General features: G+C 36.8%; 24 protein-coding genes. 7 read left to right on the top strand and 17 right to left on the bottom strand.

Translation table 11 applies throughout. The annotated features are described in order from the left end of the window. Positions 1-131: 131 nt before the first annotated feature. Positions 132-671 carry a helix-turn-helix domain-containing protein gene (locus ACWNMY_RS18775; RefSeq protein WP_449539772.1) on the top strand — a complete coding sequence of 180 codons (540 nt, stop codon included), beginning with the start codon at positions 132-134 and terminating at the stop codon, positions 669-671. Positions 672-712: 41 nt separating this feature from the next. Here the strand turns inward: ACWNMY_RS18775 and ACWNMY_RS18770 are convergent, their stop codons facing one another. Further along, a complete protein-coding gene (locus tag ACWNMY_RS18770; protein ID WP_449539771.1) occupies positions 713-1777 on the bottom strand; it encodes a metal ABC transporter solute-binding protein, Zn/Mn family in 1065 nt (354 codons plus the stop codon). A gap of 278 nt (positions 1778-2055) precedes the next feature. Here ACWNMY_RS18770 and guaC point away from each other — a divergent pair, with 278 nt between their 5' ends. After that, complete coding sequence (gene guaC, locus ACWNMY_RS18765) at positions 2056-3039, top strand: GMP reductase (protein ID WP_449539770.1); 984 nt, start codon at positions 2056-2058, stop codon at positions 3037-3039. Positions 3040-3124: 85 nt separating this feature from the next. Here guaC and ACWNMY_RS18760 read toward each other — a convergent pair whose 3' ends face one another. Beyond that, positions 3125-3550: a hypothetical protein gene (locus ACWNMY_RS18760; RefSeq protein WP_449539769.1), complete on the bottom strand. Its 426-nt coding sequence runs from the start codon at positions 3548-3550 to the stop codon at positions 3125-3127. 58 nt (positions 3551-3608) lie between these two features. On the opposite strand from ACWNMY_RS18760, the gene ACWNMY_RS18755 reads away from it, so the two are divergent. Then, positions 3609-3854 (top strand): DUF2164 domain-containing protein, encoded by a 246-nt coding sequence (locus ACWNMY_RS18755; protein WP_449539768.1) that lies wholly within the window; start codon positions 3609-3611, stop codon positions 3852-3854. A 36-nt stretch (positions 3855-3890) separates the two neighbouring features. On the opposite strand, the gene ACWNMY_RS18750 is transcribed toward ACWNMY_RS18755, so the two are convergent. After that, positions 3891-4232 (bottom strand): hypothetical protein, encoded by a 342-nt coding sequence (locus ACWNMY_RS18750; RefSeq protein WP_449539767.1) that lies wholly within the window; start codon positions 4230-4232, stop codon positions 3891-3893. Positions 4233-4318: 86 nt separating this feature from the next. Between ACWNMY_RS18750 and ACWNMY_RS18745 the strand changes: the two genes are divergently transcribed. From ACWNMY_RS18745 to ACWNMY_RS18735, 3 genes are all read left to right on the top strand, one after another. Further along, positions 4319-4483 carry a hypothetical protein gene (locus tag ACWNMY_RS18745; RefSeq protein ID WP_449539766.1) on the top strand — a complete coding sequence of 55 codons (165 nt, stop codon included), beginning with the start codon at positions 4319-4321 and terminating at the stop codon, positions 4481-4483. Between the two features lie 302 nt (positions 4484-4785). Then, complete coding sequence (locus ACWNMY_RS18740; RefSeq protein WP_449539765.1) at positions 4786-5397, top strand: LysE family translocator; 612 nt, start codon at positions 4786-4788, stop codon at positions 5395-5397. 135 nt (positions 5398-5532) lie between these two features. Then, positions 5533-5709 carry a hypothetical protein gene (locus ACWNMY_RS18735; protein WP_449539764.1) on the top strand — a complete coding sequence of 59 codons (177 nt, stop codon included), beginning with the start codon at positions 5533-5535 and terminating at the stop codon, positions 5707-5709. A 243-nt stretch (positions 5710-5952) separates the two neighbouring features. On the opposite strand, the gene ACWNMY_RS18730 is transcribed toward ACWNMY_RS18735, so the two are convergent. The 13 genes from ACWNMY_RS18730 to ACWNMY_RS18670 form a co-directional block, all read right to left on the bottom strand. Then, positions 5953-7563, bottom strand: coding sequence for an ABC1 kinase family protein (locus ACWNMY_RS18730; protein ID WP_449539763.1), 1611 nt, complete (start codon positions 7561-7563; stop codon positions 5953-5955). A gap of 95 nt (positions 7564-7658) precedes the next feature. Next, positions 7659-8717 (bottom strand): ABC transporter permease, encoded by a 1059-nt coding sequence (locus tag ACWNMY_RS18725; protein WP_449539762.1) that lies wholly within the window; start codon positions 8715-8717, stop codon positions 7659-7661. Further along, entirely contained in the window at positions 8714-10219 is a 1506-nt protein-coding gene (locus ACWNMY_RS18720; RefSeq protein WP_449539761.1) for a sugar ABC transporter ATP-binding protein, read from the bottom strand. The genes ACWNMY_RS18725 and ACWNMY_RS18720 overlap by 4 nt, the downstream gene beginning before the upstream one ends. A 104-nt stretch (positions 10220-10323) precedes the next feature. Continuing rightward, on the bottom strand, positions 10324-11307 hold the full coding sequence (locus ACWNMY_RS18715) for an ABC transporter substrate-binding protein (RefSeq protein ID WP_449539760.1): 984 nt from the start codon (positions 11305-11307) through the stop codon (positions 10324-10326). A gap of 273 nt (positions 11308-11580) precedes the next feature. Continuing rightward, positions 11581-12579 carry a Gfo/Idh/MocA family protein gene (locus ACWNMY_RS18710; protein ID WP_449539759.1) on the bottom strand — a complete coding sequence of 333 codons (999 nt, stop codon included), beginning with the start codon at positions 12577-12579 and terminating at the stop codon, positions 11581-11583. Positions 12580-12904: 325 nt separating this feature from the next. After that, positions 12905-13912 (bottom strand): Gfo/Idh/MocA family protein, encoded by a 1008-nt coding sequence (locus ACWNMY_RS18705; RefSeq protein WP_449539758.1) that lies wholly within the window; start codon positions 13910-13912, stop codon positions 12905-12907. Between the two features lie 42 nt (positions 13913-13954). Next, a complete protein-coding gene (locus ACWNMY_RS18700; protein ID WP_449539757.1) occupies positions 13955-14944 on the bottom strand; it encodes a LacI family DNA-binding transcriptional regulator in 990 nt (329 codons plus the stop codon). Positions 14945-15208: 264 nt separating this feature from the next. Beyond that, entirely contained in the window at positions 15209-16453 is a 1245-nt protein-coding gene (locus tag ACWNMY_RS18695; RefSeq protein WP_449539756.1) for an MFS transporter, read from the bottom strand. A gap of 102 nt (positions 16454-16555) precedes the next feature. Continuing rightward, positions 16556-17080, bottom strand: a complete 525-nt coding sequence (locus ACWNMY_RS18690; protein ID WP_449539755.1) for a CBO0543 family protein — start codon at positions 17078-17080, stop codon at positions 16556-16558. 277 nt (positions 17081-17357) lie between these two features. Beyond that, positions 17358-18524, bottom strand: a complete 1167-nt coding sequence (locus ACWNMY_RS18685) for an LL-diaminopimelate aminotransferase (protein WP_449539754.1) — start codon at positions 18522-18524, stop codon at positions 17358-17360. A 48-nt stretch (positions 18525-18572) separates the two neighbouring features. Next, positions 18573-19229: a phosphatase PAP2 family protein gene (locus ACWNMY_RS18680; protein ID WP_449539753.1), complete on the bottom strand. Its 657-nt coding sequence runs from the start codon at positions 19227-19229 to the stop codon at positions 18573-18575. Positions 19230-19372: 143 nt separating this feature from the next. Next, positions 19373-20050, bottom strand: coding sequence for a nucleoside deaminase (locus ACWNMY_RS18675; RefSeq protein WP_449539752.1), 678 nt, complete (start codon positions 20048-20050; stop codon positions 19373-19375). A gap of 463 nt (positions 20051-20513) precedes the next feature. Then, complete coding sequence (locus tag ACWNMY_RS18670) at positions 20514-21344, bottom strand: M15 family metallopeptidase (protein ID WP_449539751.1); 831 nt, start codon at positions 21342-21344, stop codon at positions 20514-20516. A gap of 260 nt (positions 21345-21604) precedes the next feature. Between ACWNMY_RS18670 and ACWNMY_RS18665 the strand changes: the two genes are divergently transcribed. Then, positions 21605-22162: a DUF6434 domain-containing protein gene (locus tag ACWNMY_RS18665; RefSeq protein ID WP_449539750.1), complete on the top strand. Its 558-nt coding sequence runs from the start codon at positions 21605-21607 to the stop codon at positions 22160-22162. A gap of 55 nt (positions 22163-22217) precedes the next feature. On the opposite strand, the gene ACWNMY_RS18660 is transcribed toward ACWNMY_RS18665, so the two are convergent. Further along, entirely contained in the window at positions 22218-24077 is a 1860-nt protein-coding gene (locus ACWNMY_RS18660) for a PAS domain S-box protein (protein WP_449539749.1), read from the bottom strand. Between the last annotated feature and the right edge of the window lie 118 nt (positions 24078-24195).

The raw sequence follows: 24195 nt of genomic DNA, 5'->3' as shown, positions 1-24195 counted from the left end.
CCTTTTCAGCTTTTGTTTCTAAATATGAATATTTGTTATCTATAAGATAACTTCAACCGAAGTAGATTGTCAACACTTTATTTGCTACTATAGAAATATGTTTCATAAATGAAAACATGTGAGGTATGAAAATGGATCTTGGAACAAAAATACGCGCGATACGTAATAAGAAAAAAATCACAATTGCCCAGATGTGTGAAGGCACTGGTCTCTCAAAGGGTTTTATTAGTAATGTAGAAAATAATAATACATCCCCTTCTATTAATACATTAAAGACGATAACAGATTTTCTTGGTGTACCACTTTCCTATTTATTATTAGAGAAGAAAGAACATATGCGAGTCGTGCGTATGGGTGAACGAACTTCATCTACATTTAACAATCTGAAAGTAGAGCATCTTACTTCAAAAGGTGGTCTTCGTATGATGATTGTTGAATGTCCACCAGGTGCTTCAATGGGGGAACCTAACGCACATGAAGGAGAAGAAATTCATTTGGTATTAGAAGGTAAGATCCTTGCTGAACAAGGTGAAGATTCAGTCATTGTGGAGGCAGGAGACTCTTTTAGTTGGAACGCAAGTGTACCCCATTTTGTAAAGAACATTGGAGACACAAAAGCCGTTATTTTAATTTCTGTCTACTCAGATACTAAAATGAATGATATTTTTTAAATAACAACAGGCCTGCAATTGCAGGCCTAAAATTCTAAACTCTATTTTTGTAATGCCTGCCGCAGAGTTTCTAGGTTTTCTCTCATCAAAGAAAAATAATCCTTCTTGCTTTCCAATTCTTCCTCTGAAATTGATTCTAAGTTACTCAAATATAGAATTTCTGCACCAATTTCATCCTTCAGAACATTTGCTATTTTACTAGTACTATTTTTATCGAAAATAATATATTTGATAGAATGCTCCTTTACTGATTCAATAATCTCAGTTAATTGCTTTTGACTTGGCTCTTGGGATGGTGCCAACCCATTTATAGAAATTTGTTCAATCTTGTAACGCTCTTCCCAATAACCATATGCCGCATGTGATACGAGGATTTTGTTTGTAGAGGCATTAGAAATGACGCCTTTCATTTCCTCATCCAGTATTTCTAACTCTTCTTTCACTTCTAAAAAGTTCTGTTCGAACTCTTCTTTTGCTTCAGGCTTTAATTCACTTAGTGTGTCTTTTATATTTTCAGCCATCGTAATCGCTCTTAGTGGGTCTAACCAAATATGTGGGTCTGTGTCACCATGACTATGAGTATGGTCTTGTTCATTCTCATGGGCATGTTCTTCCTCCTGGGCATGTTCGTCCTCATGAGCCTGTTCTTCCTCGTGGGCATGTTCTTCCTCATGAACATGTTCATTCTCATGGGCATGTTCTTCCTCATGGGCTTGTGTATTTTCGCTGCTTCTCATTGGTATTCCCTTTGAGGCCTCTATTAGCTTCACATTTTCCTTTTCCAAGACCTCTACTGCTGCATCCACAAAACCTTCAATTCCAGCACCATTATAAATAAAGGCATCTGCTTCTGCAATTTGAATCATCATTCGGGTTGTCGGCTCAAAAGTATGTGCATCAACATTCGGTGGATATATGCTTTCTACGAGTACATGCTCCCCGCCAATCTTCTTCGTAAAATCGTATATAGGGAAGATTGTTGTATATACCTTTAGTTTCGTTTTATCTTGATTGATGACTTCCCCACTACTTTCCTTTGATTGACAACCATACATGAAGATTGAGAGAAATAAAACCGTTAATATTCCAGTCATTGCTTTTTTCATAATGTTTACCCTCTTTCTCAATTCGTAATTATTACGATTTAAACCACAAAAAAATTATGTTTTTTAAAATAATTGTATGTAACTTAAATCGTAACTATTCCTATTTGTAACCAAAAACTACTTTAACACCGTTTCCTATGTTTGGCAAGAATTTTTATTAGACACATTTTTCGGTTAATAAAATCTTTGACAGTGTCTTTAAAATGTTGTACATTATCTAATGTACGAACATTATTAAATAACAAAGAAAATAATATTCGGTTTTAGGAGTGTTTTTAATGGATAATGTATTTGATTACGAGGATATTCAATTAATACCTGCAAAATGTATTGTAAATAGTCGTTCCGAGTGTGATACAACCGTTACATTGGGTGGACATACATTTAAGCTTCCAGTAGTACCGGCAAACATGCAAACTATTATAGATGAAAAGATCGCAAATTATTTAGCGGAAAATGGTTATTTCTACATCATGCACCGTTTTGAACCTGAAAAACGTGTTGATTTTATAAAAGATATGCAATCACGTGGACTAATTGCATCAATTAGCGTTGGGGTTAAGCCTGAGGAATATACATTCGTTGAACAATTAGCAGAAGAACAACTTGTACCAGAATTCATTACAATCGATATCGCACATGGTCATTCTAATTCAGTAATTGAAATGATCAAACATATCAAAAAAAATCTACCAAACAGCTTTGTGATTGCTGGTAACGTTGGTACTCCAGAGGCTGTAAGAGAGTTAGAAAATGCTGGAGCTGATGCTACAAAAGTAGGGATTGGACCTGGTAAGGTTTGTATAACAAAGATCAAAACAGGTTTCGGTACAGGTGGTTGGCAGTTAGCTGCATTACGTTGGTGTGCAAAGGCAGCTACAAAGCCAATTATTGCAGACGGAGGAATCCGTACACATGGAGATATCGCAAAATCAATCCGTTTTGGAGCGACGATGGTTATGGTCGGTTCCCTTTTTGCGGGCCATGAGGAATCACCTGGTGAAACAACAGAAATTGATGGTAAGTTAGTAAAAGAATATTTTGGTTCAGCTTCTGAATTCCAAAAAGGCGAGAAGAAGAACGTTGAAGGTAAGAAAATCTATGTGGAGCACAAAGGTTCATTACAGGATACGTTAAGGGAAATGGAACAAGATCTTCAGTCTTCAATCTCATATGCTGGTGGAACTAAGTTAGATTCAATCCGCCACGTCGACTATGTGGTCGTAAAAAACTCTATCTTTAACGGAGACCGAGTATACTAATAAAAAAGGGATGAGCTAGTTATATACTGCTCATCCTTTTTCTATTTACTTCTAACAATTTTCAGCGCGATATTGCTTATTCTTACTATTCATTTCCTTCTTTACTCACATTTTTTTCTACAAGCTCGTCTATGAATTGATAAGCAAGCGTCCCTTCTGTGGAATAATGGAAGAAACCTTTATAGCGAATGGTGTCTTCAGAGTTAATAATGAGCTCCTCAATGGGGTACCCCTCTACGTCGTAAATAGTTGTATTAAATCGATACCCCAAATAACCCGCTGAGAGTTTTCCTTTTTTAAACGTAACCTCATTTAGGTTATTAATGATATGACTAATTTCTTCTTCTGATGTAAGTGTAATCTCATATCCAGAATTACCATCAAAAATTTCAATACGGGAAACCTCGGTTGGGTCCATCTCAAATAATGTTTGAGGAATATATGTTAAACTGTATAGTAACAGGAGCATGAGTGGTATTAAAATAAGTGTGAGTTTCAGTTTTAATTTCATCATTCATCCACCTTCTTCTGAGGGATTTACACATACATATTTATGGGAGTGGTTTGTCATGCATATTAAATTAACAAAGGAACAGCAACAACTGATGATTTCCGACATACAGCGCTTTTTCATAGAAGAAAAAGATGAAGAGATTAGTGAATTTGCAGCGGAGCGTGTATTACATTTTGTAAAAGAAAAGCTCGCTCCACACTTCTATAATGCTGCCGTACACGATGTCAAGCACGTGGTGGAACAACATTACGCATCCCTTGAGGATGAAATACTAACACTAGAAACACCAATAAAAAGATAGCTAGGTAAAGGGAATTGCAAATAGATTGCAATTCCTTTATTCTTTTTTTTGATGCCAACGTCTATTTTTTATATAAAAATAGAGAAACCAGCTAGCAACACCTAAGAACACATTTACTAGAAATAAATAGGACGAGACACTGTCCCCTCCAAGGCCCAGTTCGTCGGCAAGTATACCCTCGTAAAATAACACTTGAGCAGAAACAAAGACAGAAATGAAGGCTATAGCTACCACACTGAATCCGTTTAGAACTTGTATTCTCGTTTTCGGAATAATGACTAGAATTAATAGTAGAAGCAACACAATTGTAATCATGATCAGGATCGGTCTGAGTAACGTAAATACCCCTAAGGTTTCAAATGAATCGTATGTATACATAAATATCCTCCAACTTAGTAGCACACTTTTGCATGCATTTTAAATGATTGTGAAAACTATAAAAAAGAAGAGTAGGAGTGAATCGGATGAAACGAAAAAAAGAAAAAGTTTTTGATCCAAACGATACATATGGTGTATTGCGAAAGGAAATGGAAATAGACACAGATGTCAACGAAGATATGAACCGAGAAAATTTGTTAGATGATTCGCTTGATGCATTTCTTGAAGAAAAAGGGTTTGACCACAAGTAATCGTTCCCCTACTAATTCTAGTTAGTTGTATCTATTTCCTTCATGAAGTTTTGGAGTTTCGTAATTTTCAAAAATAAATGAGTGAAAATGACTTTGCTAGTATGGCTCATGGACAGTTCACTTCAAACTGAATTGTTTTTGTATTTGAGACCCCTCCATAAGGATATAGAACCTAGCGGAACATATTAAACGTCCTAGAGAATATACCCTTATGAAAAAACGTTTCAACTTATTTTTACAAACTTTTCAGAAAAAATGTGATAAGATAGTGAGTAATTTAGGTACTAATGGAGGGTTATGCTATGAATGATCTCTTCACGTTTTTGGTTCTATCTCTTTTCGTTGTTATGAGTCCAGGAATCGACACCGCGCTTATTACAAAACGAACTATCGCAGACGGTCGCAAAGATGGCTTTATGATGGCAATAGGTATTACCACTGGATCTGTGGTTCACACTTTCGCTGCAGCATTTGGACTTTCTGCCATTTTGATGCAATCTGCCTTAGCTTTCGAGATCGTTAAGTATGTTGGTGCATTTTATTTAATTTACTTAGGTGTTTCTTCATTGATCACAAGAAAATCAAAACCAAAAAATGATGATCAGTCTCTAAAAAGGGGCTCAGCATTTAAACAAGGACTCCTTTCAAATGTTCTCAATCCTAAGGTTGCGATGTTTTTCTTAACGTTTTTGCCTCAGTTTGTGATAATTGGTGAGAATACAACCATTCAGTTAATATCAATGGGACTCATCTATACTTTTTTATCAATTTCCTGGTTCATCATTTATGTCGTCTTTATAACCTATTTACGAGACTGGTTATTGTCACCAAAGGTTCAACAGGTAATGGATCGTGCTACAGGTATTGTCTTGATTGTATTTGGGCTAAAGCTAGCGTTGAATAAACAGCAGTAGGAGAATTTCAACCCACACCACACCACAGCACTTCTAGGCTCCAAATACTGGGTGAATGTGAATTTCAAAAAAAAACGGATAATCTCAAGCCAAACACAAAAGCTAATACTACATTATCGGACTGGGGGTATTGTAGTGTTAAATAGAGGGACAAAAATCACAACCTTGTTTTGGATTGCCATACTCGGAGTCATATTAACGACAATCTACACGATTGTGATTATGGTACAAGGTAGTAAAACGATGAAGATGATCCGATATATCTATAACCAGAATAAAAAATTTGAGAATGAAGAATATAGCGGGGAATAATCCCCGCTTCAGAGTGTAGACGAAGTCAGTACTGACTTTGTCTACACGATTTTTCACAGTACTTCTATAAGGAAATTACTTTTCCCAGACTGTCTTGAAAACGCTTGTCAGACAAGGCGCGCAGTCGATCGAAGACGCGAATAGAAGTAACCTTCATGAGCGGACGAGAGAGGCAAGCAACACAGTATGCGAGCGTTTGTCAACAGTCTGTAGCGGGGAATAATCCCCCGCTTTTTATAGGTATCATCTCCTTTTTCCCATAAACTTCATCCACTTCTTTTGCTTATAATTACAAATTAAATACCCAACTCCCGAAATTAAGGTCAACCCTGTTGAGATGATTACAATATTAGGGTGGGAAGAAATTGTTCCTGCTGCAACCCCCACTAGACCTAGTATTGATAGCTGGAATAAATGCTTTTTGTGATTTTCATATAGAGTAAATTGAAAATTCCTTCTTTGTTCGACCTCCTTCATGTCCTCTAGCTTTTGAGGCAGATGTAAAAACTCCGTGACAGAATGAAATATTTTAAAAACGGGTTGTGCTTGAATCCACTGCCAAACAAAGGACCATTTGTGATTTCCTTCTTTGTTCACCCACTCCATGAACACAGGTTTTGCGATATCGATTATCTCATCCTCCCTTACCAATTTAAGTATGATTCCTTCAATTGATACAAAAGAACGGCCTAAAAAGACAAACCGGGTTGGAACCTGAATTGGTAGTGCTTGAACGATATCATTCATTTCGAGTTTCAGGGCAATGAGATCCATTTCTTTTAATTGATAGGGCTGATGGGCCATCAATTCCTCCAATAATTTTTCCATTGTTCGATGATCTGCTTCCGGTAATAAAAATCCTAGCTGTACGAAACTTTCTACTGCTTTTGAGTAATTTTTCGTGAGAAAACTCTGTATTAATCCTTGAAAGTTTGTCGCATCCTTTTTCGTGATTTCACCCACCATTCCGAAGTCAAGTAGGATGATGTTCCCTTCCTTAGATACAAGTACATTACCAGGATGGGGATCCGCATGGAATATTCCAGGTTCAAGCCATTGTGGTAGAAATAACTTCATTAGATTCTGAGCTAATTTGATACGATCTTCTTTTTGCAAAACCTCCGCTTCCGATATTTTCATTCCATCAACCCATTCCATAACCAACACCTTCGAAGTACAATATTCTGGGTATGATACAGGTATGCTGACACTGTCTAGATCCTTAAACCTTTTTTTAAAAGCTTCCAGGGCTTGTAGCTCCTTTGTATAATCAAGTTCACGTTCAATTACTTGTTTTATTTCTGTAAATAACACGTTAAAATTGATAAATCCTTTTGGCACTGGGGCAAAACGATCGGCAAACCAAATGATAATAGCAAGCGTTCGAAAATCTATTTTTAAGATGGAGTGTATATGTGGCCGCTGCACTTTTATAGCAACTTTCTCACCACTTTTCAAAACGCCTTGATAGACCTCACCAATCGATGCTGATGCAACCGCCTCTGTTTCAACAGACAGAAAATGATGATGAATCGTTGTTCCCCATTCCTCTTTTAGAATGTTTTCAATCTCTTCCCACTTTGATGGAGGAACCTTATCTGTAAGGTCTTGAATTTGTTTAATAAAAGGCGTAGGAAGTAAATCAGCCCTTGTACTTAGAATCTGCCCGACTTTAATGAGCAAACCCTCTAATTCAAATAATGTTTTCCTAAATCGTGAACCCATTTCTTCCCATAACCGATCCCACTCTGCTTGGGGTTTTTTACGAATTTTATACCAATAAATCTTACTAAAGATGACAAACGCCAAGGATAGCACCTTTATCATTCGAACCCATTTATTTTTCGTGCTCATACTAAGACCTCTCATTCACAAACGATTGTATGTAAATCAATTCAATAAAAAAAGCATTTCTCCTTTAAAAGAAATGCCTTTTGTGTAAAGCTATACTATGAAGTTCTTTCTTTCTTCTGCAATAATACAGCAGCAATTACAATAACTCCTTTAAAGGCTTCTCGTAAAAACGGTGGTACCCCGAAAAGATTAAGAAGGTTATTCATAACGGCAATGATTAGCATACCGTAGACTGTGCCCAGAATGAAACCTCTCCCCCCCATCATATTCGTTCCACCGACAACCGCAGCCGCAATAGCATCCATCTCCATTCCTCTCCCTGCATTTGAAAAGTCCATGGATCCAATCCGAGATACTTGTATAATTGCTGCAATTGAAACAAGAAGACCCATTAATGCATACACACGCAGTTTTACTTTTTCTACATTGATACCTGAAAGCTTTGCAGCTCTTTCATTTGATCCGACGGCAATAATATGTCTTCCAAATGTGGTTCTTTTTGATACATAATATAAAATATAGGCAATGACTGCCCAATAAATAATTGGCATAATCATGTAATTTCCAATTTTAAAGCTTGCAATCTGCAAAAATTCCACTGGAACGGTTGGATTATAACCCTGCATAAAATGCTGTGTAACACTTCTAAATATCATCATTGCTCCTAATGTAGCAATGAATGGCGGCACATTCCCCTTTGTAATACTGACACCAATCAGTGATCCTACTAAATATCCTGCTACTAAAACCAATAAAATTGTGATGATAAATGCTGGTACACCTGAAATTCCCATCATTCCTAGGAATCCATTTGTACCTGTATCAAGGAGCATCATCGAAAATGCACCTGTTACAACTAAAGTAGATCCAACAGCTAAATCAATACCACCAGTCATTATAACAAACGTCATTCCCAAGGCGATAATAGCTGTACCTGCATTATTTCGCAAAATATTAATCCAGTTATTCGTCCAGGAATGAAACCATTCTCCAAATGAATCATAATCAAATCCTAATACTAATGTTTGTAAAATAACCATAATGAGCAACGCAATCGCAATACTAAACAGTGGATCATTTGACCACTTGTAGGAAAACCATACAAAGAAGTTTTTCTTATTTTTTATGGGTGTATGATTTATACTTGGTTTCATATCCTTACCTCTCCCTCAATTAAGTCCCCACCGGTTGCAAGACTCATGATGGAATGCTCATTCATATTCTCGCCAGAGACCTCACCCTGAATGACTCCATGATACATGACAATCGCCCTGTCACAGATGCGGATGATTTCATTTGCTTCACTGGATAAAACAACAACTGCAATGTTTTCTTTAGCGAGTTTCAAGATAATATCATATATATCTTCCTTCGCACCCACATCAACACCTTGAGTAGGATTGTCCAAGATTAGAAGTTTTGGACTGGCTGCTAACCATTTTGCAAGGACAACCTTCTGCTGGTTTCCTCCGGAGAGACTTGTGATACTGTCTGTATGCTCCCCCATTTTCAACCGCAATGCCTTCTTTTGCTCTTCAAATATCTCTTGGTGCTTTTTCATATTAATGGTGCCTCGTTTTGAAAAAAAAGGCCACGTGACAATAGATGCATTCTCTAAAATAGTCATGTCCTTAATAATCGCATTTTCTTTGCGATTCCGTGGTAAATAGGCAATGCCTTCCTTAATTGCTTTCGCAGTACTCGTTATTTTTACTTCTTTCCCATTCAGAATAATTTTTCCCGATAAAATTTTATCTGCTCCAAAAATAGATTGAAAGAGTTCACTTCGACCATCCCCTAGAAGACCTGTAAACCCAACAATTTCTCCTGCTTTGATAGAAAAGCTTATATCCCGAAAGATATGACCTGACGTTAAACCTTCAACCCGTAAAACTTCATTTCCTACATTCTTCATTCTTGCTAGCCGCTCTGTTCTTACATCATGACCTACCATATAACGTGCGAGATCATTTGTTGTCACTTCTTCGACATTTCCCTCTGACACCAAAATACCATCTCGCAGCACGAGATAACGATTACAAATCTCCATTACTTCATTTAATTTATGAGAAATAAAAACAATCCCGACATGGTGCTCCTTTAATGTTCTCATCATCGTAAATACGCGCTCGATTTCCTGATCTGTTAAGGAAGTAGTCGGTTCGTCCATAATAATGAAAGATGCATTTGTCATCATCGCCCGGCATATTTCAATAATCTGTTTATAGGAAGCATCAAGACTACCTACCAATTTATTTGGATTTAGGTCAACGTTCATTCTCTCAAACATATCTTTTGTTTTTTGATACATTCTAGCTAGATCCAAACTTCCGTTCTTGGTTTTCAGCTCTCGACCAAGAAACATATTTTCATAAATGGGTAAATCATTTATCAAGTTCAGTTCCTGGTGGATGAAGGCAATTCCAGCTTCCTGGGATTGCGCCGGTGAAGCAAATTCCACTTGCTTCCCGTCCATATAAATGGTACCAGAATCCATTTGTAGCACCCCGCCTAAGATGTTCATCAAAGTGGACTTTCCAGCACCATTCTCCCCTAGTAACGCACAGATTTCACCGCCCTTTAAGGTGAAAGATACGTCCTTGAGGACATCATTGTTTCCGAAGGATTTACGTATATGGTTCATTTCGATTATCATGTAATCACTTCCTTAAAAATCAATCCATCTCGGTACTACGGTAAGGAAAATGATAGGCTATAGCAGTTTTGCCATAGCCCACTTTATATCCCGAGCCTCTATTTCTAGTAAGGTGAACCCCCATCGAGAAATTCTTCATAATTCTCTTTATCTACAATTGTGGTAGGAATAATCGTTTCAAGTTCTACGTCTTCACCTTTAAGAACCTTAATTGCAATATCTACAGCATCTTTAACCATTGCAGGGCTATATAGAGCTGATTGAATCCAGATATCTTCATTTTCTGGCATCATATTAAAATATTCCTGCATACCACCGCCGCCAGTTACAACTTTAATATCTGTTCTTCCTGCTTCTTTTATTGCCTGTAGTACACCAATAGACGTTTCATCATCCATTGAGTAAACAGCATCTATTTTATCAAGGCTTGTTAAAATATCGGCAAAATCCTTCAATCCATCTTCTCTCGTAAATTGTGTGGCATATGTGTGTAGTTCTATATTTGGTGCAATTTCTTCAAGTGTATCAACAAAGCCTTTCTTTCTTAGCTCTGAAACTGAACCTGCTGACGGAACTTCAAGCACAACGACATTTCCTTCTTTACCAATCTTTTCAACGATGTAATTTGCACCTTGCACACCCATATCCTCGTTGTCTCCAGCTACACGATATACACCATCTACATCAATTGCAATATCAAAGTTTATAACTTTGATTCCTTCATCTAAAGCTCGTTGAATAGGTACTTCCATACCCTCCCATTGTGGGAAAGCAACAATCGCTTCTGCGCCCCACGTTATTAAATCATCTAATTGTGAGGTCATTTCTGCAGCATTGCTACTTGTTTGAATCTGGTAATCAATTTCATCACTAAGTTCTTTTGCGCGTGCTTCCGCATGGTAAGCAACTGCTGCAACCCATCCATGTGTGACCGCTGGCGCTAAAATACCTACCTTATATTTATCACCCGAGTCTTTTTCAGAATCCCCACTACTAGAATCTCCCGTTTGTTCTGAGTTACCACATGCACTAAGGACTGGAATTAAAAGCAATACAAGCAACGACAATAGACGTAACGCTTTTTTCATTTACATAACCCCCTCGTTTTTGTAAAACTAGAAATCTATTACAAAATGAAATGAAACCTTTTTCAATTGCATTCAAGCCTTGTGCCTTTGTACTTCAAGTTTTGAAGGCCATATGATTTGGATCATACTGTGGCTATCCTCAATCACCGTTGAACTTCTTATTCTAGCTGAGGTACGTGAACTTATATAAGTATTAAATTAAGCGCTTCCATAACAATAAAATTATTTCCATTTTAACTGTAGGGTCTTTGGTATAGTACGAGGTTTTGTCAGCTATACGAAGACTTCTTTTCTTGTTACCAATGACTCTTCAATAGCCGTGAGAAGTTTTATCGTATAGATGACATCTTCAAGTGGAACAGTTTTGTTTACTTCTTCCTTATCAACACAGTTAACAAAGTATGCTAGTTCATTTTGAAATGCATCTACCTCATCAATCAGTAGGACGGACACTTCATTATGATGGTAGTAGATTAATTGTTGTTTACTTTCGTCAATATTTTCAATATTCTCGCCAGCAGTCAGTTTAAACTCTAGGGTCCCTTCAGCTGCCTGTGCTCGTAAGGACATTGTAAAAGGATATCCAATTGGCATTCTCTGAGAAGCCTCAACAAATGCTTTACTCTTATTTTTAAAGGTAAGAATTGTCATGACATGGTCCCAAGCGCCATACTTATTCTTATTACCTACTGCATACACAGACTCTACCTCGCCTTGTAAGTAAGAAACGAAGTCAATATCGTGTAGATGAAGATCAAATAGGGAACCTCCGCTTTTTTCTGGATGTAAAAACCACTCACTCCATGTAGGTACCTGACCTAATCTCTTTGCATGAATAATCTCAATATCTTTTAATTTATTCGTTTCGCTTAACGTTTTAAACATTTTATACGCAGGCCAAAATCGAAGGACGTGTCCTACAAATAACTTCACACCATTTTTATTCACTTCGTCGATAATGCGATTTGCAGATTCTGTTGTTAAGGTTAATGGTTTTTCACAAAAAATATGTTTACCTGCTCTAGCAGCCTTAAGAATATATTCTTCATGCAAGTATGTTGGTAAACATAGATCAATTATGTCAATTTCCTTATTCCGTAACAAGTCATCGTAATCTGTAGCAATTGATCCAGCGAAATGTTCAACAATTTCTTGGTCTTTTATTTTACTTCTTGTTAAGATAGCTTTCACCTGGCAGTGTTCGATATGGTGATACGCCTCAAAATGCTTTTTACCGATAAACCCCAAACCGACAAGCCCAATATTCTTCATTATTCCCTCCCATATTCTATTAATCTAGAAAGTTATTCAAGAGCTACTAGCAAAGGCGCGTTTACACATATATTCAATTGCTACTAAGGTAACCAACAACGAAGATGTACTATATGTATGGGAGTGTATGGTGTGCTATGTTACCATTGTTCGCTCCAACTACTATTTTCACATATTGATATAGAACAAGCATTTACTAAAATCAATACTTGAGGAGAGGAATTGTATGTAATCCGTTACAATCATACTATAAGATATCAAATATTCAGTCAATTCTTTTTTAGGTATATTTGTTCATTTTTACCAGAAATAGTATATAAGGAAATTAATAGCCCAGGATTTGTTCAACTACTCGGAGAGAAGCAATTGCCTGCTCACCAGTTATTGGTGGTTGTGTGTCATGAATGATTGAATTGATAAATGCATCGATGACACCTGTGTTCGTTTGATTATCATTTGTCTGAATCGCTTCCAATTCATACTTCACAGTAGAGCCGTCTCTCATCTCTATGATAAGTTGTGCATGAGGATCATGATATATTTTCATTATCCCTTTTTGACAGTATAGTATCGTAGAATTATCTTCTGACCCATAATACGCCCAGGAGAACGATGCCGTACCCAAACGCCCCTTCTTCGTTTTCAACGCACAAACAACATTGTCACATACTTCGATGGGATTTCCATCATTATCAACTTTATCCAATATGCCATAAAAGGATCGAACATCTTCAATCTCATCATCTAAAAGATAATGGATTAAATCAATTTTATGAATTCCTAAGTCACCTGCTACTCCTAAATGGGATCTTTCTTTTTTAAAAAACCAGGTGGAATTTGTTTTATTTACTCCCCAACTCTCTGGTCCTTTGTGACCAAATGACGTTTTAAATGTGAGTACATCTCCTATTTCCTTTTTCTCTATAATTTCTTTTGCTTTTTGATGAGCTTTCGTGAAACGTTGATTATGATCCACCATTAGTTTTTTACCTGATTTTTGAGCTGCTTCTAGGATCTTCTCAGCATATTTCACATTAATGGCTATAGGCTTTTCACATAATACATGCTTCCCACTTAACAAAGCATTCGTAGTGTTGATATGGTGTGCTTCATTCGAGGAACAATCACTAACTGCAACAATTTCTGGGTTATTAAAAATTTCTTCGACTGTTTTTACGGCTCGCCCACCAAATTCTTTTGCTAGACGCTCTGCTCTTTGAACATGATGATCATAAAAAATAATCTCCTTAACGTGAGGATTTGCTTTATACTCAGGTGCGTGTCTATACCTTGTAATGGAACCACATCCGATAATACCCACTTTTAGTCCCACTCATGAATACCTCCCCTACTTTTCAAGTGTAAGTAGGACAACCTACCCCATTGTTGACTCGCGAATAATTAATTCATGATCTAATACTGTACTTTCTACTTTTTCTCCTTGAATACTCGTAATCAACATATTTACCGCTATGCAGCCCATTTTATACATTGGCTGTGAAATTGTCGTTAATGTAGGATTCGTCATAGTAGAAAAGCTAATGTTATCAAAGCCGACAATGGCAATATTATTTGGAACATGTAACCCACTCACATTCATTCCTTTTAGGGCTCCAATTGCTAGTGTATCTGATACTGCAAACACGGCAGTTGGTTTTTCATCTTGCTGGAATAATATCCTTATTGCTTGAACTCCGTTTTGGAAATCTACTTCTTTTGTATGGTAAATCCATGCATCACGTAGTGGTATCTCAAATTCTTTGAGTGCTCGCTCATACCCATTCCTTCTTTGCCTGGCATATAAAAACTTTTCATCCGAGTTAATGAGAGCAATTTTTTGATGACCTAGTTTAATCAAATGTTTAACAGCCTGATATGCTGCTAATTCATTATCTATTGTCACATAGGGGATTCTTCCTCCCTCTTCATACTCACTACAAAGAATTACTGGGTAATTTCCCGCCAATTCGTTAAGCTTTTGCATGTTGACCGTCGGATCCATTGAGATAACACCATCAGCCAATTTGTTCTTAATCATATTAAAATAAATGTTTTCACGTTGTGGATTTGAGTCTGTTTCGCAGAGAAGGATGTTATAGTTGTGGGCAATTGCTGTATTTTGAATTCCATTTATGATTTCTGTGTAAAAAGGATTTGAAATACTTGGAAGTAGTACTAACAAAAGTCGACTTTCAGAGTTTCGAAGATTTCTCCCTAACATACTGGGTTCATAATTTAGATCTTTTATCGCATTTTCAACTTTAAGTCTTGTTTTGGTACTTACGGATGGAGCATTATTTAGGACCCTTGAAACCGTTGCAACGGAAACACCTGCTTTTTGTGCTACTTGTTGGATATTTGCCATTTTGGTCCCCTCTTTCAATACTATGATAGCAAATTGTAATCGATTACAATTTTGATTGTAGATAGCAAACGAATATTTGTCAATGATTAACCATATACCTGAAATTACACATTTTCGGACATATATTTTAGTAATTCTTGTGATAATTTGATGTAATGGATTACAATTCATTACGGGAGAGAATATATATTTAGCAAACGTTAGATGACAAGGTTTATATGAGAATCGAAAAAGAGAAGTTTTCGCAACTTCTCTTTTTTAATACTATTCCTGAACCTGAACCTGAGCCCCTGCTTTCACGAGTGCCTTACTACCTAGTAGGAAAAACGCTAGAATGAACATGAAGATTCCTGTTCCGATCATAAGCCATTCAATATCTACAATATCTGCAATTGGACCGAAAATGAGCATACCTAATGGCATCATGGAGGTAGAAATCATACCTAAGACCCCAAATACCCTTCCTAGATAGTTTTCCTCCACCTTTTCCTGTAACAACACAGTAGCAGGTGTATTGAAAATCGGCATCGCAATACCTGTTATGAGCATGAAAACTAGATAAATCCAAAAAAGAGGTACAATTCCTAATGCAACTGTACAAAGACCGAACATAATACTTGCCAAAGTCATGGTATGAATTTTATTTTTAAAACCACCCCATGTTGCGATAACTCCTCCACCAAGCATCATCCCGATAGAAAACGCTATTTCAATTGCTGTTAACCGCCACACATCGTCTCCGAAGCTACGCGTCACCTGTAATGGCGTGAGAAAAGCGGCCGGTGCCATTAAAATAAAAAAGACAGCAAAAAATGTAAAAAACGGCTTTAGAAAATCATGATCGCGAATATATTTGAATCCTAACTTTAAGTCTTCAAGATACCCGATAACTTGCTCCCCTTTTGCCTTCGCATGAGAAGGAATTTTAAGAAAGACAAGCAAGGTGAAGATGGCAATCGCTGCTGTAATCACATCAATAAAAAATATAATTTCAAGTGAAGAAACTGTAAGTAACGCAGCACTAACCATCGGGGCAATCAGCATAATTACAGCCTGAATACTTCCGTTCGCCCCGTTTACCTTTGTAAGCTTATCCTGAGGCACAATTTGAGGAAGAATCGCTCCAACTGCTGGAGTTTGAATTCCTGTACCAAGGCCTCGGATCGCTGACATGACGAAAAGCAGCCAAATCGAGTCATAGCCCATTAAAAACAATATAGCGAGAATGAGTGTTGAAAAAGCTATCATTCCATCTGCTATGATAATTAACCATTTTCGGTTATAACGATCCGCCCATACCCCAGCAAATGGAGAAAGAAAAAAGGTAGGTAAAAATCCAAATATTATCGCAAGCGTCATCATCACACCAGATTGAGTATTTAGCGTGATATACCACATAATTGCGTACTGAACGAGCGCTGATCCAAACAGTGAAATCGTTTGACTTCCTAAAAAGAGAACTATATTTCTTTTCCAATTATCAAAGACTTTATTATTCATCGTACCCATATATTCTCCCCTATCTTACAATAAGATAAGAAACTCCCCACAAGAGTTCCGGTTACCAAGAATAATAGTATCCCATTTCCTGTTCGTTTACCATTAGATTTTTTATTTAATCATATCTAAAGGTAGTGGAAACATAGTAAATAAAAAGAGAATCCATAAAACAGATAAGCCCCATGTGACGAGTGGTTTTTTATGATGGAGAAGAAGCATAGGAAACATCACGATATTAAAGAGTATCGACCAAGGCATACTCCAGCCATTATGATGTTTAATTAAATGTAAATACTCAAGATTAATGTATTCAATCGTTACGTAAATAAATATCCAAAATACTATCCATACAAGTTGTTTCCATCTTTCTTTTGGAAATCGTCCAAGATAGATGAGAATCGTGGCGGGATATGAAATATACATAATCATTAAAGAGATAAACGTATGATTACTAAAAAGATTTTCAGCAAAAATAGTTTCTTGATATGTCCAAAGCAAATAATCATGAAACAGAAAATTTTTTAAAAGGTCACCCATGATAAAGAACAAAATGGTTGGGTAGTAACTACGCCATCCTTTCCAATCACCCCATTTAACAGCAGCCAGAAGGAGAGTGGCGTTATAAACTAAATGCATAAGAGACACTCCTGAAGTAGTAGTACTTTTAGAGTACCCAATATTTTACATATCATTTAATACACTAAAAAATTTTATAAAAATAGAAGGCTGCTCCACACGGGAATACCTTCTGATATTTTTCAACATGGGTCAGGGGGACAGTGGGTCAGGGGGACAGGAACCGTGACCCACAACGCTATTTGTATTTAATTGTAAGAAACCGTTTATGTACTAAGTCAAATCTACCCGTTTATTGTCCCTAATAATAAATTTTTGGTCCCTTACTATCCATTCCTTAATTAACCAAGGAACTCCGTTTCAGTCTATCGACTACTTCTTGTAAAATCTCTTCTTCTTGAACAAGACCAATGCGGACGTAGCCTTCACCACTAGGGCCAAATGCGTTGCCAGGAGTGACCACGATACCCGCTTCGTCTAACAATAAATAAGCAAATTGTGTTGATGTGTATGTATCAGGAACCTTTGCCCATACAAACATGGATGCCTTTGGTGAATCCACTTGCCATCCTGCATCAGCAAGACCACGCACAAGAATATCACGTCGTTTTTTATAGACTGCTCTCAAATGGTCGCTAAACTCTGCTGAATAACGTAATGCCACAATGGCTGCTTTTTGGATCGGTAGGAATACACCATAATCTAAATTCGATTTTAGTCGGTTTACTGCTTCAATGACAGTTGCGTTGCCAACAATATATCCGATACGACAACCAGCCATATTAAAGCTTTTCGAAAGCGAGTTGAATTCAACACCTACATCCTTTGCACCTGCAACCGACATAAAACTAAGTGGTTTTTCCTCATAATACAATTCCGAATATGCAAAATCATGCAAAATAACAATTTCGTGTTTTTTCGCAAACTCAATTACTTTTCTAAAGAAATCCTCCGTTGCCATTGCTGGAACAGGATTACCAGGAAAGTTGAGAATCATTAGCTTTGCTTTTTTACAAATTTCCTTAGGAATCGCATCCAAATCAGGTAAAAACAGATTTTTCTCCTCTAACGGCATTCCATATGGAGTTGCACCTGCCAACGAAATCCCTGCCGCATACGCAGTGTAACCCGGATCTGGGACAAGAATCACATCCCCTGGATTTGCAAATACCATTGGAAAGTGAACAAGACCATCCTGTGAACCCATCACCATTAGTACCTCATTATCCATATTAACCGAAACTTCAAATCTTTGGAGATAATAATCAGCTATCGCATCGTATAATTCGTCAATGCCTGTTAACGAGTAGCCATATAAGGAAGGATTCTTTACATGTTTCTCTAATTCTTCCATAACAAAAGAAGGTGGAGGTAAATCAGGGCTACCAACACTTAGATCGATAATGTCGTGCCCTTCTCGTAGTTTTCGTTTTTTATAGTTTGCTAGTTCATTAAATATTGATTCTCCAAATTCGTTCATTTTCTGTGAAAGAGTTATTTTCATTGCTGTCACCTCAGTTGTTTGAATTAGTATCATTATAGCAAGATTTTACTAGCTATGCTTCCTACTTTGGACAAGCAATACATATAGGTACATACATAGCATAAACCATGTTCCCCCTGCTAAATACCCACCAATTACATCTGATACATAATGTTTATTTAGCACTACCTGACCAACACCGATAAAAACTATGAGAAGGGAAAAGATTGTAATGAAGATTCTTTTTACTCCTTTGGTTTTCAGTTTGGATACCAGCAGATAGATAAGGAAACCAAAAAACAACAGCCCCTTCGCAGCATGGCCACTTGGATATCCGTACGAAACAAGAGTTTCACCGATGTTCATAAGATCAATATATACAATCTCACCAGGCCTCTCCCTTTCAATGGTAATTTTCAGCAAAAAAGTGATGACCACTCCCCCTCCCATGACGAAGAGAAATAGGATCATTTGAGCAAGGAATCGTTTTCTAACTAAGAACACTATCATAATTAAACTTAAAATAAATAGTGTACTCGTGTCTGCGAAGAAGGTAATGGCTTGTAGTAGGTGAGACGAAGACGAAGTAACTGCTAATGTAGCCCAATTGGAGGCTAGGCTGTCTATTTGTGAAATACGTTCGGTGATGACTAAATATGTAAAAAGAACAGTGCAAATTACAAGAATGATAGTGAGTATTCCTATAGATTTTGTACGTTGAATCATCAACCCCTCCTTTGAACTAAATCCAACATATTATTTAATTTATATGAAGAAAGTCGCAAAAAAAGCATGTGTCCATAAAACACATGCTACTTTGTAAAGTTTATCACAGCTTGTCTTTAATGTTACAAAAAGAAGGTATTTTTTTACATCTCCTTTTTTGTTTGCCAATCATGAATCATCATTTTATACACTTCTTCTATGTCCAAACTCCTATACTCTTTTAACTTTTCTTCTTTTACCCATTGTTTGGCAAGAGACACCGCATATGGATAGTCCTCCTCCATCATATCAATTACAGCAATACCTTTTTCATATCCTAGTTTCAAATCAAAGTATACATTCAGAAGAATAGACAAATTAGCTAATTGCTGGATCGGACCTGCGATCTTAATTTGTTTTCTACTTAGATAAGGAGTTGTCCCCACTAAATTTGTACTACCACCATATTTATCCTTAGCTGCAAATGCGAGATTTTTTATCCCACTCATATAGAACGCTCCGAAGCAAAGGGGACAAGGCTCCATTGTTGTATACAGAGTATACTTATTAACTTTATTATGTATCCGATTATCAAGTTTAAGCATGGCATTCATTTCAGCATGAGCTAGTTCATTGTGACTCACAACTGTATCGGATAGCTCACCAAAAACAGCACTTTTTCCTCTGGCAACTATCTCATCCTCAGCATTCACAATTACAGCGCCAATCGGCCTTGAGCCTTCCTGAAATGATTCCCATGCTTCTTGAAAGCATTGTTGCCAGGTTGTGGGGATGGTGGACCATTTATAATAGATTGGTAGATGTGTACTATTAACTACCATTGTGCTCACCTCGGATTATTCCTTTACCTTGATTATAAGTAAGTTCGAATTTTTCGTCACTAAAAAATGGCGGAAAATAGAAAATAAGCAAAACCTAAGCTCTTACAGAAATTATCCTACTTTTTTTACAATGGCTCTTTTCTAAAAGATTGTTGCTTTTATATAAAGTGCCAACTATGTTGATTGAAGAGGAAGGTGGCGACTCCTCGAAAATGTATTCACATTTTCTTCGTGCGTGGGTTATTTCAAGGAAGCTATTCAAAGTCCTACGGGAAAAGCGTGAGACTTGAGACCCCGCAGGACTAATTTCACAAATCATATTCCCCCTTTGGGTCAAGGTACCTGTCCCCCTGTCCCAGCACCCCTTTGCACCCTTTATTATAGGTATAATTATGTAAAGTATAAAAAAATGCCAGAGTCCACTATTTTGTGGTCCCTGGCATTTTAATTATACTTGATCCTACTATTTTACTGCTCCCAAATACTCTTCTAATGTAAGGTTATGTTCGGCTATATATTTAGCATGCTCTACACCTACATACCGAATATGCCACGGTTCATACATATAGCCCGTGATGTTCTCTTTGCCTTGTAGATAGCGAATGATAAAACCGAATTCAGCAGCGTGCTGTTTCACCCATTGTCCTTCGGGTGTGTCCCCAAATTCTTGAACGAGTTGGTTGTCCACACTTTCACTCGTAACATCCATGGCAAGACCTGTTTGGTGTTCACTTTCTCCGGGCTTTGCGCTAAAGGTACTTGCCTCTTCCATGCCAAATCCGCCGACATATGAATCAAAAATCACTGCCTGTGTTGAATATGATCGATATCCTGATTGGGCGTGTAGCGTAATTCCAGCATTACTTGCCTCGGCAAACATTTTTTCCAATGCTTCCGCAGCCTCTTTAACCATAAGCTTCCGTTCAGCAACATTTGTGGAAAACGCAACGTTTGGAACAACAAGATTAGCAGGTACATAGTCTTCGGCTAACACTCCAACTTCCTTATTGACAAGTAAAAGAAAGGGGTTATTTGAATCAATCACTGGTTTTATATCTTCAGGCTCCACATTTTCAATCTGTTCACCTGCTGTTTGTGTTTCGGGTGCCTCAATTGTATCTGGCAATCCAGCTGCATTGCTTTCCTTACTTTGGGCAATTTTCCCTACTACAACTTCTTTAATCGACGTATAGCCATCTTGTAAAATATCTGAAAAAGCTTCCTTTGTGAATAGAAAGGAAGACGCTACTAATACGACCACAAAAACCATACAAAACAAAATAATCTTCTTCATGTTTCTATCACTTCCCTATAAAATCGAACTCTAGTACTCTATCTATCATTCTACTATATATTCCACAATTCGACATAGGGAATTAGTTGTAAATTTTCTCCACGGAAAAGGCCGCTTCCCATAAAACACATTAGAATCGTTACCTTGTTTAGCATTAAAGTAGATCAAACCAGTTTTTGTAATTATTTGGCATGTTTATTTTGATTTAAGAGAACAAATGTTCTATTATATGTGTAGGATAATATTCGGGGGTGATAGTAATGAGGCCAAATTTAACCAAAGATCTTAGCGTAGAGGACTTTCTTGATTACTATTGGTTGAAAGAGGAACTGCAATCCTTTTGCAGAGCAAATGGGATAAGTGCTGCTGGATCAAAAATGGAGATTTCTGATAGAATTGTAGCATTTCTTCAGTCAGGAGAGATAAGAAAACCTATTAGAACAACCAAAACAAACAAGAAACCAGATTCTGAATTAAGTCTAGATACAGTCATTCATGAAAACCTTCGTTGTAGTCAAGATGTAAGAGCCTTTTTCAAATCAGTCATTCCAAATTTTCATTTTTCTACCTATATTCAAAACTATTTTAAGAACAATATCGGGAAAACATATCGTGATGCAGTTGATGCTTGGCATGAGGAAGAAGCGCGTAAGAAAGACCCATCTTATAAGAAAATGATCGCTCCTCAATTTGAATACAATCAATTCATTCGTGATTTTTTTGCAGACCCGAGAAATCGTGGAAAAAGTCGTGGAGAAGCGATTGAGGCATGGAATTCTATCAAGAGCGTACCAGGAAGCAATATATATACAGAGTAACACTTATGAGATTGGGTCAGGGAACCTGTCCCCCTGACCCACTTTAACATAATGATTATGTTTCACCCATAACCAGTGGTAACCTAACATTAACAGTAGTCCCTTGATTTTCAATACTTTCAAATGTAATGGTTCCCTTGTGTTCTTTTATAATTCGATAGCATAACATTAAACCTAGACCTGTTCCCTTTTCTTTGTTACTAAAGAATGGTTCTCCAAGTTTCTTAAGTCTGTCTTCGCTAATACCAGTGCCGTTATCAATGACTTGAATAAGTAATATATTTTCATCCTCAAAACGTACAGTAATTGTAACGAATCCATCTTTCTTAGTATCGATTGCCTCGATACTATTTTTACAAAGGTTCAGTAAGACCTGCTTGATTTGATTTGCGTCACACATAATCATAGGGATTTCTTTTTCAATCTTTAGTAAAAATTCAACATTTTTGAGATGAGCTTCTGACTCTAGTAGGGTTGTTATGTCCTTCACTAAAGAAGGGATACTTGCCGGTTTTAATCTTATTTCCTGTGGTTTGGCAAGCGACAGAAATTCCTTAATAATGTCTTCAATCCTATTAAATTCATTAAGAATTACATGAAAGTATTCTTCTTTTCTCACTCCTTGCTGGAAAAGCTGTATAAAACCTTTAATAGAAGTAAGAGGATTTCTTATCTCATGAGCAACACCTGCTGCTAACTCCCCTACTAATGATAACTTCTCGGATTTCCATAATAGTTCTTCTGCTTTTCTTTTATCCGTAATATCTTTTGCAACAACCATGATATGTTCCACCAAATCATTTTCACCTATTACAGCTGTACCAGTACATTCAAATAACTTCCAATTTCCATTTGAATGTAAAAGCCTCAATTCCACCTTAGATGGAGTTTTCGTCTTAATTACCTGTTCGAAATGATACAAAATAGTAGGCAAATCCTCAGGATGAATTAGGTGCTTTGTATCTTTCGTCTCAAAATACGTTGGAGAATAACCTAGTATTGTTTCATGAGACGGTGATGCATAAATTCCATTTCCGTAAAGATCGAATAATATAATTAAGTCAGTCATGTTTTCAGCAATCAACCTATATTTAGACTCACTCTCAAGTAAATCATGTTCTACCTTTTTCCGGTCTGTAATATCTATACAGGAACCAATCACCTCAACGACTTCCCCACCTCGGTATATAGGACTTAATGCTGCTAGATAGCTAATCCCATTTATCTCTCCTTCATAGGTAACATTTTCTTCCCCATTCCAGGCTCTTTGATAGTAATTATTCTTTTCTTGGGCTTCCTCTGTTGGGAGAAAGTTAAATAACTGCTTCCCTACTACATCTCTTGGAACTAAACCTAATCGATATAATAATTCACCGTCGCATAAAGTATGAATAAATTGGTTACTCACTTTTTTATATTTAAAAGTCATACCTTGCTGAAGACGTATTGTTTCAGTAAGTTCTATTTTTTGTTCATTTACTTTAAGTTGATTATACAAGTGTACGTGTGCACTTTTATATTCTGTAATGTCATAAATGGAACCACCTATCGCAATGACCTTACCCTCATCATTAAATATAGGGGTCGATCGATCTCGTAGCCACTTAATTTCCCCATCAGCTCTAATAATTCGATATTCTATATCTGTAGGTAATCCTTTCAACTGTTGACTAATCACACTTTCTATCATGATCCTATCCTCAAGATATACCGAGTCTATCCAGAGTTTAGGATGAGTGATAAAATCTGACTGCTTATATCCATATAATGAGGCATATCCAACCGATACAAATAAGGTTTCGTCTATTATATTTCTGTACCAAATCGTTACTTCTGGACTATCTAATAGTCTACGTACTTGTTCATTAATCTCTATATTTTCTTCAAAAAGTGAAGCAATAGATGTAACATTCATTTGAAAGCTCCGTTCCTTATATAAATATATAAAAAGACTTCTCTTCTTAAGAAAATAACCAGTACATATATCTTTGATGTAACCTTTACTTTTTACGATTCACTACTTTCTTTTAAAT

Source organism: Ferdinandcohnia sp. Marseille-Q9671, from assembly GCF_976954385.1.
This window is presented reverse-complemented; position numbering and strand designations above follow the sequence as displayed.